Genomic DNA, 14,714 nt, shown 5'->3' on the forward strand with positions numbered 1-14,714 from the left:
TCAGTTGATAATGTGGGGGACGGCCAGCGTAAAGGGCGCGATGGGCGCCTCGAATTGCTGCCCCGACTCGTCTTGCAGGGTATAACTCCCTTCCATCACCCCAAGCGGGGTGGCCAGCGGCACGCCGCTCTGATAGCGGAAGGTTTCCCCCTCTGCGATCACCGGCTGCTCGCCGACCACGCCGGGGCCTTCGACTTCCAGCATCTTGCCATTGGCATCGGTGATGAGCCAGCGCCGGTGCAGCAGCTGCACCGGGCCCGGCCCCAGGTTCTCGATCTCGATGAGATAGTGGAACTGGTAAGGGTCTTTGGAATCCGCCACATAACGGGGGTATGGGCGGATGACTATGTGCGGAGTGGCCACGGGATCAGGCCTGTTGCTGATCCGCCAGCCAGTTGGCGATCATGACGAACTGCTCGAGGGAGAGATTCTCCGGGCGCAGGTTGCCATCGATACCAAGCTCGGTCAGCTGGGCGTCCGTGATGAAGTTGGAGAAGCTGTTGCGAATGGTCTTGCGACGCTGGCCGAAGCCCTCGGTGCAGACCCGGTTCAGGCAACGAATGTCTTTCGCGACGATAGTCGGGTTCTTGTGCGGGATCAGACGCACCACGGCGGAGTCCACCTTCGGCGCCGGCTTGAAGGCGCCAGGGCCCACTTCCAGCACAGGCACCACCTGACAGTAGTACTGGGTCATCACGCTCAGTCGGCCATAAGCCTTGCTGCCGGGGCCGGCAGCCAGACGCAGGACCACTTCCTTTTGCAGCATGAAGTGCATGTCCTCTACCCGGTCGGCGAACTCGCACAGGTGGAAGATGAGCGGAGTGGAGATGTTGTAGGGCAGGTTGCCGAAGATGCGCAGCGGCCCCTTGCCTTCCCCCATCAGGGTGCCGAAGTCGAAGCGCATGGCATCGGCTTCGATGACGGTCAGCTTCTCCTTGAGCGTCGGGTGCTCGCGCAGGCGCGCCGCCAAGTCGCGGTCCAGCTCGACCACGGTCATCTTGTCCATCTGGGAGGCGACCGGCTCGGTCAGCGCGGCCAGACCCGGGCCGATCTCCACCAGATTCTGACCCGGCTGCGGATTGATGGCGGCCACGATCTGATCGATCACGTAGCGATCGTGCAAGAAGTTCTGACCGAAACGCTTACGGGCGGTGTGGCCCATGTGCACCTTGTTGCTCTGCACCTTACTGCTCATATCTTTTTTTCTCTACCATCTTGATGGCGTGGTTGATCGCGGTGATCAGGCTGCCCGAGTCGGCGAGGCCCTTGCCTGCCAGATCCAGTGCGGTGCCGTGATCCACCGAAGTGCGGATGAAAGGAAGTCCAAGGGTGATATTGACCGAACTGCCGAAGCCCTTGTATTTGAGCACGGGCAGCCCCTGGTCGTGGTACATGGCGAGTACCGCATCCGCATCCTTGAGGTATTTGTCCTGGAACAGGGTATCGGCCGGCAACGGGCCGACCAGATCGATCCCCTCCTGGCGAAGGACTGCCAGGGCGGGTTCGATCACGTCAATCTCTTCACGGCCGAGATGGCCGCCTTCCCCGGCGTGGGGATTGAGGCCGCAGACGTAAATGCGGGGAGTGGCGATGCCGAATTTGCTCTTGAGATCCGCATCCAGGATGCGGATCACCTTGCCGAGCCGATCCTCGGTGATGGCCATCGCCACATAGGCCAGCGGAATGTGGGTGGTCGCCAGCGCGACCCGCAGTCCCTCGGTCGCCAGCAGCATCACCACGTCGGCGGTGCCGGACTGCTGGGCGAAGAACTCGGTGTGACCGCTGAACGAGACGCCGGCCTGGTTGATGATCCCCTTGTGCACCGGCCCGGTCACCACGGCGGCAAATTCGCCGCTCATGTTGCCATCGCAGGCGCGCTGCAGGGTGGCCAGCACGTAGGCACCGTTACCCTCGTCGAGCATGCCCGGCACCACGGCGGCGCCGAGGGGAACCGGACAGACGGTGAGGGTGCCGGCCCGCTGCGGGTGGGCAGGCTGGTCGGCATCATAAGGCTGCAACTCGACGGGCAGCCCCAGCAGGGCAGCCCGCTCGTGCAGCAGCGCCGGATCGGCGATCACCACCAGCTGGTGCGGCCAATCCTGCTGGGCAATCTGCAGCACCAGATCCGGACCGATCCCGGCCGGTTCACCCGGGGTGATGGCGAGACGACGACAACTCATCAGCTGCCGGCGCCTTCGATCTGGATGTAGGCCTCGTCACGCAGCTCGTCCAGCCAGGCCTGGGACTCTTCGGTGAAGCGACGGTTGTAGATCAGCTGATAGGCGCGCTGCTCCTGGGCCTTGTTGGTGGCATCCTGGCTGCGGCGCTCTTCCAGCTGGACGATGTGCCAGCCGTGGGTGGTGCGGAAGGGTTCGCTGATCTGGCCCGGTTGCAGGCGGTTGACCATGTCGCGGAACTCCGGCACATAGACGTTGGGATCGGACCAGCCCAGTTCGCCACCCTGCACCGCAGAACCCGGGTCTTCGGAGTATTTCTCCGCCAGGCTGGCGAAGCTGGCCTTGCCGCTCTTAATGTCGTGCAGGATGCCGTCCAGCATGCCCTTGGCTTTTTCTTCGCTCAGGATGATGGAGGGCTTGATCAGGATGTGACGGGCGCGCACTTCGGTCTGCACGACCTGCTGCTGGCCCTTGCTGTCGAACACCTTGATGATGTGCAGGCCGGCACCGGAACGCAGTGGGCCGACGATGTCGCCCTTCTTGGTGCCTTGTACCGCCTCGGCCATCAGAGTCGGCATCTCCTGCGGGCTCATCCAGCCCCAGTCACCCCCTTCCAGCGCCTTGGGTCCGCTGCTCTCGGCAATGGCCATCTTGCGGAAGTCGGCACCCTGCTTGAGGGCGGCCAGGATGCGTTCAATCTTGCTCTTGGCGGCGTTGAGCTGCTCGGCGCTCGGGTTGTCCGGCAGGGCAACCTGGATGTGGCCGACATGGTATTGCTGCTGTTGCTGACCCTGCTTGGCGAGGATGTCGACCACCTGCTTCACCTCCTGCTCGGAGATGTTGATGCGGCGGCGCACCTGATTGCGGCGCACCTCGTTCATCAGGATCTCGCGGCGCACCTCTTCCCGATACTGGGCATAGGTCAGCCCTTCACGGGCCAGCTGGGCCCGCAGCTGATCCAGGGTCATCTTGTTGTCGGCGGCGATGCTCTGGATTGCCTGCTCCAGCTGGGTATCGCTGATCTTGAGGCCCTGACGATCCGCCAGTTGCAGCTGCAGGCTCTCCTGGATCAGCCGATCCAGCGCCTGTTTGCGCAGGGTGGCGTCATCGGGCAGGGACTGGCCGCTCTCCTGGGCAGAGGCTTTCACCTTCTGCACCAGGGCTTCCTGCTGGCTGGCCAGCACCACGTCCTTGTTGACCACGGCAAGCACCTTGTCCATCAGTTCGGGGGCGGCGAAGGCACCCTGGCTCATGGCTCCGAACAGGCCTGCAGTCAGCAGGGAAATCAACGTCTTCTTCATATCCATCTCTCAAGGCGTTTGCCAGACCGCTTATTGGTCTCGCAGGTTAAACGGACGAATGTAAGGCAGTGCTTCGGTGTCCAGGGAGGTGCCCTTGGAGCCGGTACCCACGCTACCCAATCCTTTCATTTCAAACTGAATGCCCAGACTGCGCTCCGAGGTCGGACGCATGGTCACATTGTCCGGAGTGTTGACCCACTCCAGGTTGAAGTTGATGCTCCAGCAGCAGGAGTCGTACTTCAGGCCTACCTTGCGATCAGACTTCACGCTCTGATTCAGCTCCTGATAGTAACCCCCGTACAGGTGCCACTGGTCGTTGAGCGGGGTAGTCAACAGCAGGCCGATCTGGTTGAGATCTGTTACCTGCCCCTTGTTTTCAAGATCGTAGTTGGCATCGCGTACGAAACGATGGTTCAGCTGGCTGATCAGCTTCTCGCGGCGATACTCGATGGCGCTGTTGGCAGAGCTGAGCCGGCTCTGGTCCACATCATATTGCGCGCCGGCATGGGCAAACCACTGCTCGTTGATCTTGGCATCCCCCTCGAAAGAGAGCGGGGAGCGGGTGTTGGTGGTCAGGGTCTCGCTGGGATAGAGCTTGACCCTGGGCGCAACAAAATCGAAAGCTTGGGCAACGGCCAGCCGAATTCGTTCATCACCGGCCTCATCATATACCCGGCTGGTGAGGCCGATGGAGACTCTGTTGGAGTCGCTGATGCGATCCAGACCGGCGTAGCGGCGGTCGCTGAACAGGCTGTAGTAGTCCTGACGCATGCTGGTGGAGTCATAGACGCCTATGTTGTCCTGGTTCTTGTAGGGCACATAGAGGTACTGGAACTCCGGCTCCAGGGTCTGGTTGGCATCGCCGCCGAACCAGTTCTGGTTGCGCTCGAAGGTCATGCCGCCCTTGAGGCGGAAGGAGGGCAGGGTGCGGGTGATGATCCCTTCGTCCAGAGTGACTCCGTTGCCACCTTCAGCAGTGAAATTCTTGACGAAGGTCTGGCTCATGTTGTCCGGCACTTCCTGATCGTAACGGGTGTACATCAGCTTGTACTGGCTGTCGAGGTAGTAGCCTGCCTCGTTGATGAGCGGCATGGTCAGGGTCGGGGCCGTGTAGACCCGGGTGCCGGTGTAGGCACCGCCCTGGTTCTGGGCGATGGCCTGGGCGTTGTTGTAGCCGAACTTGGTGATCTCGGTGTTCCAGGCCAGATCGTACCAGCTGCCTTGCTGGTAATAGTTGTGGTCGATGCGCGGCATCAGCTCGTGGGGCTGCTGGGCGCTGGCCAGCAGGATCTGGTAGGTGCGCACCTCGGTGTTGATGTTCCAGTTGGGCTGGAAGTAACCGGCCATCAGGGACTGCTGCAACTGGTTCTCGACCTGGGTGCCTACCTTGGGGGAGAAGTCGTTGAAGTAGTTGTAATCCCGGTCCCGCACCTTGGTGTAGTCGAGCGACACCCGCATGGCGTTGTCGGCAAACAGCGAGGTGTGATTGGCGTTGAGCAGGTAACGGTGACCGTCGGACATGGCCTGGTTGAGGCTCGGGGTCTCGTCGTACTGCTTGTCGTTGGCCAGGTTCTCGAAATAGAGGCTGCCGACATGGGCCGGATCCGGCATGTAGCGGAACTGCACCTGCTCCATCAGGCCACGTCTGTCCATGAAGCGGGAGGTGATGGTGGCATCGTAGTTGGGGGCAATGTTCCAGTAGAACGGCTGGGTGATGTCCATGCCGTTCTTGGAGCTTTGGGTATAACCCGGGTAGAGCAAGCCCGTCTTGCGTTCATCCTTGATGGGAAAGTTGATGTACGGGAAGTAGAACACCGGGTAGTCGTAGAGCCAGAGACTGGCGTTCCAGGCTTCCCCGAACACCTCGGTCTGATCGATGTCGATGCTGCCCGCCTTCAGGGTCCACACTTCCTGACCCGGCGGGCAGGTGGTGTACTGGGCCCCTTCCAGGGTGATGTTCTGGTTGTTGTTGGTCATGGTGACCCGGTCGGCTGAGCCGCGCACCGGCGAGCCATGCACCTGATATTTGCCCTCTTCCAGCTCGGAGTTCTTGGTATCCAGGTTAGATTTCAGGGTCTTGTCGCTGGTGACCGTGATCTGGCCATCGTTGTAGTAGATGTTGCCGATGGCGATGACGTCCCGGCTCTTCTGATCGAGCTCGGCGTAGTCGGAATCGAACTTGCGCACGCCCTGGCGCACCTTGACGTCGCCCTGGTAGACGGCGGTGCCGCCCTGCTTGGCTTCGAGCCGATCGGCATCCACTTCCACGGGTTGGGCGTTGGCGTCCTTGCCGGGCGCCAGCTTCTCAATCTTGGGGACATAGTCATAGCAGAGCCCGTCCAGGATCCCGGTGGCGGGCGGCGGCGTCAGCGGCGCCGCCTGCACGATGGCCGGGGTCAGGGCTGGAACAAGGCTGATGGTCAGGGCGATGGGATAGGAGTATCCCAGTGTCCGTTTTGTCATGTGAAAGACTCGCGCAATCCGTGGTAGCTACGGCTGATTCAAGACATGCATTTTACGACAGGATTCATCGAGTTGACATTGCATGTCATTGCTTTATGTTAGCCGGCAATGATAAAGCATTATTGCGGCCAGGGCTAACAGCCAAGTGCTGCTTTCCAATTTGGTCCCCGACTTATGCACGATCGCGATTCCCTCTTGTTGCACTGGGCGCGCCGGATTTCCGGTGATGCCAGCCTGCAGTTGACCCTCATTTCCGGTGACGCCAGTTTTCGCCGCTACCACCGTGGCGGTGGCCTGATCTGGGTGGATGCCAATCCTAAAACCGAAAAAAATCATGAGTTTGTCCGCAATGCCTCGGCCCTGCATGCCGGTGGTCTGCTGGCCCCCGAGGTGCGGGCGGTGGACTACGATCAGGGGCTGCTGGCGGTGACCGATCTGGGGGACACCCAGCTTATCGGCTGCCTGAACGCAGACAACGTGCTGGCCTGGTACGGCAAGGCCATCGCGCTGCTGCCCCGTCTCGGCGCAGTTGAACTGGACCTTGAGCCTTTTGATTCCGCCTTTATGGCACGGGAGAACAGCATTTTCCCCGAGTGGCTGCTGGGTCACCATCTGCAACTGGCCCTGAGCGATGAAGAGCAGCAGTTGCTGGCCGAGACCTTCGCCTGCCTCACCGAGAACAACCTGGCCCAGCCGCAGGGGGTGATGCACCGGGATTTTCACAGCCGCAACCTGATGGTGTGCGGTGGCGAGACCCCGGCCGACAGCCAGCTGGCGGTCATCGACTTCCAGGACATGGTCACAGGCCCGCTCAGCTATGACCTGGTCTCGCTGCTGAAAGACTGCTACGTGCGCTGGCCGGACACGGTGATCGAGCAGGGCATGCGGCTCGGGTTTGACACCCTGCAGCAGGCCAAGCTGCTGGGCGAGCTCGATTACGCCGCGTTTCGTCGCGCCGCTGATCTCACCGGCATGCAGCGCCACCTCAAGGCGGCGGGCATCTTCACCCGTCTCTACCATCGCGACGGCAAGTCCGGTTACCTCAAGGACATTCCCCGCACCCTCGGCTATGTGGTGGATGTCTGCCGCAGCCATGGTGCGGCCTACCCGGTGCTGGCTCGCTTCGGCCAGTGGCTGGCGCAGGTGGTGCTGCCCGGGCTGGCCCGCACCGGAGTAACGTCATGAAGGCGATGATCCTGGCCGCCGGTCGCGGCGAGCGGATGCGCCCGCTCACCGACAGCCTGCCCAAGCCGCTGCTGGCGGTGGGGGGCAAGCCGCTCATTGTGCACCATATCGACAAACTTAAGGCTGCCGGCGTGACCACGCTTGTCATCAACCATGCCTGGCTCGGCCACAAGCTGGTAGAGGCCCTCGGCGATGGCCGTCAGTTCGGAGTCGACATTCAATGGTCGGCGGAGGAGAGCGCGCTGGAGACCGCCGGCGGCATCGTGCAGGCGCTGCCGCTGCTGGGAGACGAGCCGTTTCTGGTGATCAACGGCGATACCTGGCTCGATCTGGACTATCGCACTCTGGTGACCCAGCCGCTGGGTACGGATCTGGCCCACCTCTGGCTGGTGCCCAACCCGCCGCAACATCCGGCGGGGGATTTTGCGCTGCAGGCGGGAAAGGTGGTCGATACCCAGGCGCTGACCTTCAGCGGAGTCGGACTCTATGAGCCCGCCGCCTTTGCCGGACTCACATCGGGGGCGCGCAAGCTGGCGCCCCTGCTGCGCGACTGGATGGCACAGGGCCGGGTGGGCGGCAGCCTGCTGGCCGGCGAGTGGCGCGACATCGGCACGGTGGCGCGGCTGCAGGCGCTGGACGATCAGTTGCAAGGACGCACTCATTAATTTCACGAGGTCTTGAACCATGCGTATTTGGGGTAAGGTGCTTGGCGCCTTCTTCGGTTTTCTGCTCGGCAACATCTTCGGTGCCCTGCTTGGCCTCTGGATAGGCCACCGTTTCGACCGTGGCATGGGCTTGAATTTTCGCCGCGCACCCACCCAGCAGCAACAGGCGGTCTTCTTCCACGCCACCTTCGCCGTCATGGGCCATATCGCCAAGGCGAGCGGCCAGGTGACCGAGCAGGAGATCCGGGTCGCCTCCAACCTGATGGACCGGATGCGGCTGGCAGGTGAGCAGCGGGCTCGCGCCCAGGAGTCGTTCCGCCAGGGCAAGGAGGCGGACTTTCCGCTGCGGGAGACCCTGGCCGAGTTTCGTCGTGCCAGCCAGGGCCAGCGCGATATCCTGCGCTTTTTCCTCGAGGTGCAGCTGCAGGCCGCCTTCGCCGATGGCAAGGTCGAGGCCAACGAGCGTGCCATCCTGCACACCATCGCCGATGAGCTGGGCTTCAGCCGCATCGAGCTGGCCCGCATTCTGGCGATGGCCGAGGCGCAGATGAACTTCTTCAACCGGGCGCACGGTGGCCAGTATCAGGATGGCGGGCACAGCGGGCAGCAGTACCGGCAGGAGGCCCCCTCCCGTGACCGGCTCAAGGATGCCTACCAGCTGTTGGGGGTGAGCGAGAGCGACAGCGATCAGGAGATCAAGCGCGCCTATCGCAAGGAGATGAGCAAGCATCACCCGGACAAGCTGGCCGCCAAGGGCTTGCCGCCGGAGATGATGGAGATGGCCAAGGAGAAGACCCAGGAGATCCAGCAGGCCTGGGAGTGGATCCGCGAGGCGCGCGGCATTCGCTGAGTGCCACTTCGTCAGCCATAAAAAATGCCCGTCGCTGACGGGCATTTTTGTTTGCGCAGTATTTGTGCGTCGCGGCTTAGTGGCTGTCGACCCAGACGAACTTGAGCACGAACAGCAGGGCCACCACCAGCACGCAGGGGTTGATCTCGCGCCAGCGGCCGGTACCCGCCTTCATCACGCAGTAGGAGATGAAGCCGACGGCGATCCCCTCGGTGATGGAGAAGCTGAACGGCATCATGACGGCGGTCATGAAGGCCGGCACCGCTTCGGTCAGGTCTTCCCACTTCACCCGGGTCAGCTCGGAGCACATCAGCACGCCCACGTAGATGAGGGCGCCGGCTGCGGCGTAGGCCGGCACCATGGCGGCCACCGGAGAGAAGAAGATGGCCAGCAGGAACAGCAGGCCGACCACGATGGCGGTGAGGCCGGTACGGCCGCCGACGGCGACGCCGGAGCTGCTCTCGATGAAGGCGGTGACCGAGGAGGTGCCCATGAAGGCGCCGCCGACCGAGCTGGCGCTATCCACCAGCAAGGCCTGCTTCATGCGCGGGAAGTGCCCCTTGTCATCGGCCAGCTTGGCACGGTTGGTGACGCCGATCAGGGTGCCGGAGGAGTCGAACAGGTTGACCAGCATGAAGGAGAAGATGATCCCGGCCAGGCTGATGTCGAGCGAGCCCATCAGGTCCAGCTGGCCAAACACCGGCTCAATGCTGGGGGGCATGGAGACGAAGCCCTTGAAGATGACGTCGCCAAACAGCCAGCCCAGGGTGGTGGTCACCACGATGGCGATCAGCACGGCGGAGTGGACGCCGCGGGCGGAGAAGATGCAGATCAGGAAGAAACCGAGCAGCCCCAGCAGGCAGGGCAGGGAGGTGAGGTTGCCCACCGTCACCATGGTGGCGGGGCTGGCGACCACGATGCCGGCGTTGTGCAGGCCGAGCAGGGCGATCAGCAGACCGATGCCGGCGGTGATGCCGACCCGCAGGGTGAGCGGAATGTTGGCGATGAGCCAGTAGCGCACCCGCAGCAGGGTGAGGATCAACAGGCCCATGGCACCCCAGAAGATGGTGCCCATGCCCACTTGCCAGGAGTAGCCCATGCCGGCCACCACCACGAAGGCGAAGAAGGCGTTGAGGCCCATGGCCGGTGCCAGCGCGATGGGCAGGTTGGCGAGCAGACCCATCAGGATGCTGCCGATGCCGGCGATGAGGCAGGTGGTGACGAACACGGCCTGGGTGTCCATGCCGGCCGCAGAGAGGATCTGCGGGTTGACGAAGACGATATAGACCATGGTCAGGAAGGTGGTGATGCCGGCGATCACTTCGGTGCGGGCGTTGGTGCCATGGCCCTTCAGGGCAAACAGACGCTCAAGCAATCCTTGCCCGGCGGCCTGTGCGGGGGCCTGGTGTGGTTGATTCATGTTGGATTCCAATAGGTGACGTGAAATAAGCAGCAGGCGAGGAGCCGGTCCCATCCATGCGGGCGTGATGCCCTGTTTCTGGTGGTTAAACAACCAGACTCGTCCTGATACCGTGACAGCGCGCACATTTTTACACAGGCGGTGCCGTTTACAAACCCCGGATCTGCGAGGCGGATCAATGAATAGAGCAAAAATTCAAACGTTTGCTTTTTCGCCAACAAAAAAGGTTCTCGTCGGAGAACCTTTTTGGCGCAGAGAGGGCAGAGCTCAGAGGGTTTTGAAATAGCGCTCTACCAGTTGGGCCAGCACGGAGTCGAGGGTCTCCTGCACTTCCCCCAGCTCCCGCCCCAGGCGGCGCAGAAACAGGCTGGCCTGCTCCTCGGTCAGCTTGCGGCCGTCGATGAAAAACTCCTGCTCCGGCAACTGCTTGTCATAGCGGGGCAGCAGGGTCCAGTTCACCAGCTCCGGCTCCACGGCGGCGAAGATCTTGGCGGCGGCGGTGCAGAAGGTCTCGATGTGCGCCTTGCCGTCCGGCCCGAGGCAACCGGGCTCGACCCGGATCTGGATGGTCAGTTTCTTCTCTGTGGTGGGCTGGGTCGTCATCTTGCTACATCCATGCATAAGGTATCCGTCTTGGATTGTAAGCGATCGGGCACAAGAAAGGGGAGCCTGGGCTCCCCTTGTCGCATGTACCGGTTTACTTGGCGATTCGCTTGTCGTGGTGGGAACGGTGCGGCTGATGCAGCAGCCGCACTTGTTTGCCCTGTTACTTGGCGATGCGCTTGTCGTGGTGGAAACGGTGCGGCTGATGTAGCAGCCGTACTTGTTTGCCCTGTTACTTGGCGATGCGCTTGTACTTGGCGCGATGCGGCTGGATGGCCTCGGCGCCGTAGGTCTTCTTCTTCCACTCTTCGTATTCGGTGAAGTTGCCCTCGAAGAAGGCGATCTTGCCCTCGTCCTGATAGTCCAGGATGTGGGTGGCGATGCGGTCGAGGAACCAGCGGTCGTGGGAGATGACCATGGCGCAACCCGGGAACTCCAGCAGGGCGTTCTCGAGGGCGCGCAGGGTTTCGATGTCCAGATCGTTGGTCGGTTCATCCAAGAGCAGCACGTTGCCGCCGGTCTGCAGCAGCTTGGCCAGGTGCAGACGGCCGCGTTCACCACCGGACAGCTCGCCAACCCGCTTCTGCTGATCGGCGCCCTTGAAGTTGAAGCGGCCTATGTAGGCGCGGCTCGGGAACTCGTAGTTGCCGATGCGCAGGATGTCCTGGCCGTCGGCGACTTCCTCGAACACTGTCTTCTTGTCGTTCATGCTGTCGCGGAACTGATCCACCGAGGCCAGCACCACGGTCTCACCCAGAGTGATGGAACCTGAGTCCGGCTGCTCCTGACCCGACATCATGCGGAACAGGGTCGATTTACCGGCACCGTTCGGACCGATGATGCCGACGATGGCCCCCTTCGGAATGGAGAAGGAGAGATCGTCGATCAGCTGGCGGTCACCGTAGGACTTGCAGAGGTTTGCCACCTCCACCACCTTGTCGCCGAGGCGCGGTCCGGGCGGAATGAACAGCTCGTTGGTCTCGTTGCGCTTCTGGTAGTCGTTGGTGTTGAGCTCCTCGAAGCGAGCCATACGGGCCTTGGATTTGGCCTGACGGCCTTTCGGGTTCTGGCGAACCCACTCCAGCTCTTTCTCGATAGACTTGCGACGAGCAGCTTCCGTGCTGGCTTCTTGCGCCAGACGGGCATCTTTTTGCTCCAGCCAGGAGGAGTAGTTGCCCTCCCACGGGATCCCTTCGCCGCGGTCCAGCTCCAGGATCCAGCCGGCCACGTTGTCGAGGAAGTAACGGTCGTGGGTGATGGCCACGACGGTACCCTCGTAGTCGTGCAGGAAGCGCTCCAGCCAGGCCACGGATTCTGCATCCAGGTGGTTGGTCGGTTCATCCAGCAGCAGCATGTCCGGTTTTTCCAGCAGCAGGCGGCACAGCGCCACCCGGCGGCGCTCACCACCGGAGAGGTGCTTGATCTGGGCATCCCAGGCCGGCAGGCGCAGGGCGTCGGCCGCGCGCTCCAGCTGGTTTTCCATGTTGTGGCCACCCTGGGCCTGGATGATGGCTTCCAGCTCGCCCTGTTCGCGGGCCAGCTTGTCGAAATCCGCATCCGGGTCGGCGTAGGCCGCATAGACTTCGTCCAGACGGGCCATGGCGCGCTTCACTTCGCCAACGGCCTCTTCGACCGCTTCGCGTACGGTCTGCTCCGGATCCAGCTTCGGCTCCTGCGGCAGGTAGCCGATCTTGATGCCGGGCTGCGGACGGGCTTCCCCTTCGATCTCGGTGTCGATGCCTGCCATGATGCGCAGCAGGGTGGATTTACCGGCGCCGTTCAGACCCAGCACGCCGATCTTGGCGCCCGGGAAGAAGCTCAAGGAGATGTTCTTGAGAATATGACGCTTGGGCGGCACTACCTTGCCGACCCTGTTCATGGTGTAAATAAATTGAGCCATTGGCTAATTCTCTTCCTTTTCAGCAGGTTAATGTCTTGGCACTAACAGACTGATGTCGTGGTGGGGCCAGGTCGACGCGGGTCAACCGGGTTCCAAAAAACCCGTCGATTGTAAACCAATGGGCGAGGGGGGGCAAAGGTGGCACCCAGTCAGCCATCCCCTTTGCCGGGGCCATCACAGCCTGCTGCAACGGGCCGCCAAACTTGGCATGATGAAGGCCCTGTTTGCCCCGGAGTTTGCATGACCAGCCTGCCTTCAGCCCTGCCTCTGGCGGCCACCCTCGTCGCCATGGGGCTGTCACCCGTCATCGGTGAGCCGCTTGCCGCCAGCCTGCCCCGTTTGACCTTGCAGCCGGGTCAGCCGCTGCTGGCCCAGGGGGCGATACAGGAGTCGGCTTTCTACCTCGAGCGAGGCATCGCCCGCGCCTGTCACTACGCCCGGGAGGGGCAGGAGCGCTGCAAGGAGTTCTACTTCGAAGGGGAACTCTGTCTGCTCTACGACAGCTGGCTCACCGGGTCGCCTGCCCGCTACCAGCTGGAGGCCGTTACGGCGCTGCAACTGGTGCGGGTACCGCTCGCCCTGCTGGACCAGCCCGCCTGGCAACCAGTCTGCATGGCCCTGCTGCGCCAGCAGCTGTGCTACAAGGAGCGCAAGGAGGCCTTCTTGCTGCTCCACTCCCCCGAAGAGCGCTACCGGGAGCTCTGCCGCACCTTCCCCCACTGGCCGGCGCGGCTCACTCAGGTGCAGCTCGCCAACTACATCGGCGTCAACCCGGTCACCCTGTCGCGGATCCGCCGGCGCATTAACACGGGTTAATGCCGCGCCGTGCCCATTCCCGCCATGCTGGGCCCCTCGAACAAGCCTGGAGTGGGGATGATGTCGCTGTTTTTGTGGTCACAACTGGTGGTGAGTCTGGCGCTGCTGCTGGATCTGCTGTCGTTTCAGTTGCAGACGCGCCGGGCCATTCTGGCCTGTCTGGCGCTCTCCTGCGCCCTCAATGGCGTCCATTTCGCGCTGCTGGGACAAGCGTCGGCCGCCTTGCTGCTCTGGCTGGCGAGCCTGCGCTTCGTGGTCAGCATGCTGGACACACGCCGCCTCTTGATGTGGCTTTTTATGGGGTTGTCCTGCCTCGCGGTGCTCGCCACCTATCAGGGACCGCTCGCCTTGCTGGGGTTGCTGGCCAGCCTGCTGCAGACCCGGGCTGCGTTTTGTCCGGATGACCGCCTGCTGCGGCGCTGGATGTTGCTGGGCACGCTCTGCTGGCTGGCCAACAACCTGCTGGTGGGGTCGCCCGTGGCGGCACTGATGGAGGGGCTGTTTCTGGTCAGCAATCTGGTGGGCTACTACCGCCACTATGGGCGCAGGGCATGTCCGGGGCGTTGATATCGGCTGCGGGAGAGTGCGTGGGGCAAGTCCCGCCTGATAGGGATGACCAAGAAAAGAAGCCGCCACAGTGGCGGCCTCTTGGGTGCATCAGGCTTTGTTGAAGCCGTTGATGAGCGCTTGTGCGTAATCGATGACGAACTGCTGGCAGTGGATGGCGGTCTGCGGATCGAATTCTTCTCCGTGCAGATCGGTGTTGGAAAGTACCCGGATACCGACGAAGGGCACCTTGTAGGCCTCTGCCACCAGGGCGGCGGAGGAGGTCTCCATCTCTTCTGCTGCCGTGTTGTAGGTCTGATGCAGCCAGTTGATGCGGGCGACTTGGCGGTTCCACTCGTCGGCGGTGCCTATGATGCCGGGGACCACCCGACCGTGACGATAACGGTCGGCCATGCCGAGGGCGCGGCCGACCAGCTCTGGGTCGCCGGCAAAAGCGGTGTGTTCCACCAGCTTGCCGTTGTCGCGCAGGCGCATGGTGACCTCGAAGTTTTGCCATTTGCTCGGGTCGACGCCCTGCTCGGCGGGCGTCAGATCACTGCGGTAGGCCCCCATGTTGAAGCTCTTGGTGCCGATGACGATGTCACCCCGGTGCAGCGCCGGATCGTGGCCGCCCGCCGTGCCCTGATTGATGACGAGGCGCGGCTGGAAGCGCTCCATGGCGAGGGTGGTGGCCGCGGCGGCATTGGCCAGTGTGCGCGCGCGACTGAAATGATCACTGAGTGCGGGTGAATTGATCACTGATTGTTGTGATCAATTCACTAGCAAAA

Annotated in this window: 13 protein-coding genes and 1 pseudogene; 5 read left to right on the forward strand and 9 right to left on the reverse strand. The window is 62.5% G+C overall.

Annotation, left to right across the window (positions count from 1 at the left end; translation table 11 throughout):
- Genes apaG through lptD form a run of 5 tightly spaced genes read right to left on the reverse strand, consistent with a single transcriptional unit; the run spans window position 1 to window position 5,941 of the window.
- Window positions 1-363, reverse strand: a complete 363-nt coding sequence (gene apaG, locus PG900_RS20470) for a Co2+/Mg2+ efflux protein ApaG (protein WP_039213901.1) — start codon at window positions 361-363, stop codon at window positions 1-3.
- Window positions 364-367: 4 nt separating this feature from the next.
- The gene (rsmA, locus tag PG900_RS20475; RefSeq protein ID WP_016349619.1) at window positions 368-1,195 is read right to left on the reverse strand and encodes a 16S rRNA (adenine(1518)-N(6)/adenine(1519)-N(6))-dimethyltransferase RsmA; all 828 of its coding nucleotides are present in this window, start codon (window positions 1,193-1,195) and stop codon (window positions 368-370) included.
- Complete coding sequence (pdxA, locus tag PG900_RS20480; RefSeq protein WP_270800582.1) at window positions 1,185-2,180, reverse strand: 4-hydroxythreonine-4-phosphate dehydrogenase PdxA; 996 nt, start codon at window positions 2,178-2,180, stop codon at window positions 1,185-1,187. The genes rsmA and pdxA overlap by 11 nt, the downstream gene beginning before the upstream one ends.
- Window positions 2,180-3,478, reverse strand: a complete 1,299-nt coding sequence (gene surA / locus PG900_RS20485) for a peptidylprolyl isomerase SurA (protein WP_043168429.1) — start codon at window positions 3,476-3,478, stop codon at window positions 2,180-2,182. Before surA ends, pdxA begins: the two co-directional genes overlap by 1 nt.
- Before the next feature lie 30 nt (window positions 3,479-3,508).
- Window positions 3,509-5,941 (reverse strand): LPS assembly protein LptD, encoded by a 2,433-nt coding sequence (gene lptD, locus PG900_RS20490; RefSeq protein ID WP_043124959.1) that lies wholly within the window; start codon window positions 5,939-5,941, stop codon window positions 3,509-3,511.
- A 174-nt stretch (window positions 5,942-6,115) separates the two neighbouring features.
- Here lptD and PG900_RS20495 point away from each other — a divergent pair, with 174 nt between their 5' ends.
- Genes PG900_RS20495 through djlA form a run of 3 tightly spaced genes read left to right on the forward strand, consistent with a single transcriptional unit; the run spans window position 6,116 to window position 8,641 of the window.
- A complete protein-coding gene (locus PG900_RS20495; protein WP_270800584.1) occupies window positions 6,116-7,126 on the forward strand; it encodes an aminoglycoside phosphotransferase family protein in 1,011 nt (336 codons plus the stop codon).
- Window positions 7,123-7,791, forward strand: a complete 669-nt coding sequence (gene murU / locus PG900_RS20500) for an N-acetylmuramate alpha-1-phosphate uridylyltransferase MurU (protein WP_270800586.1) — start codon at window positions 7,123-7,125, stop codon at window positions 7,789-7,791. The genes PG900_RS20495 and murU overlap by 4 nt, the downstream gene beginning before the upstream one ends.
- Window positions 7,792-7,810: 19 nt before the next feature.
- Complete coding sequence (gene djlA, locus PG900_RS20505; RefSeq protein ID WP_257688717.1) at window positions 7,811-8,641, forward strand: co-chaperone DjlA; 831 nt, start codon at window positions 7,811-7,813, stop codon at window positions 8,639-8,641.
- A 76-nt stretch (window positions 8,642-8,717) separates the two neighbouring features.
- On the opposite strand, the gene PG900_RS20510 is transcribed toward djlA, so the two are convergent.
- The 3 genes from PG900_RS20510 to ettA all read right to left on the reverse strand — a co-directional run bounded on the left by PG900_RS20510 (window position 8,718) and on the right by ettA (window position 12,564).
- Window positions 8,718-10,061 carry an NCS2 family permease gene (locus PG900_RS20510; protein ID WP_270800591.1) on the reverse strand — a complete coding sequence of 448 codons (1,344 nt, stop codon included), beginning with the start codon at window positions 10,059-10,061 and terminating at the stop codon, window positions 8,718-8,720.
- Window positions 10,062-10,328: 267 nt separating this feature from the next.
- Window positions 10,329-10,664 carry a hypothetical protein gene (locus PG900_RS20515; RefSeq protein WP_045790534.1) on the reverse strand — a complete coding sequence of 112 codons (336 nt, stop codon included), beginning with the start codon at window positions 10,662-10,664 and terminating at the stop codon, window positions 10,329-10,331.
- 232 nt (window positions 10,665-10,896) lie between these two features.
- Window positions 10,897-12,564 carry an energy-dependent translational throttle protein EttA gene (gene ettA, locus PG900_RS20520; protein WP_016349627.1) on the reverse strand — a complete coding sequence of 556 codons (1,668 nt, stop codon included), beginning with the start codon at window positions 12,562-12,564 and terminating at the stop codon, window positions 10,897-10,899.
- A 240-nt stretch (window positions 12,565-12,804) separates the two neighbouring features.
- Between ettA and PG900_RS20525 the strand changes: the two genes are divergently transcribed.
- On the forward strand, window positions 12,805-13,380 hold the full coding sequence (locus PG900_RS20525; RefSeq protein WP_270800593.1) for a Crp/Fnr family transcriptional regulator: 576 nt from the start codon (window positions 12,805-12,807) through the stop codon (window positions 13,378-13,380).
- 57 nt (window positions 13,381-13,437) lie between these two features.
- Window positions 13,438-13,947: a YgjV family protein gene (locus tag PG900_RS20530; RefSeq protein WP_201903857.1), complete on the forward strand. Its 510-nt coding sequence runs from the start codon at window positions 13,438-13,440 to the stop codon at window positions 13,945-13,947.
- A gap of 90 nt (window positions 13,948-14,037) precedes the next feature.
- Here the strand turns inward: PG900_RS20530 and PG900_RS20535 are convergent.
- A pseudogene (locus PG900_RS20535) lies at window positions 14,038-14,637 on the reverse strand (phosphorylase family protein); the annotation flags it as partial.
- Window positions 14,638-14,714 lie beyond the last annotated feature (77 nt).

The organism is Aeromonas sp. QDB03 (assembly GCF_027707985.1).
In the GTDB taxonomy this organism is placed as follows: Bacteria; Pseudomonadota; Gammaproteobacteria; order Enterobacterales; family Aeromonadaceae; genus Aeromonas; species Aeromonas hydrophila.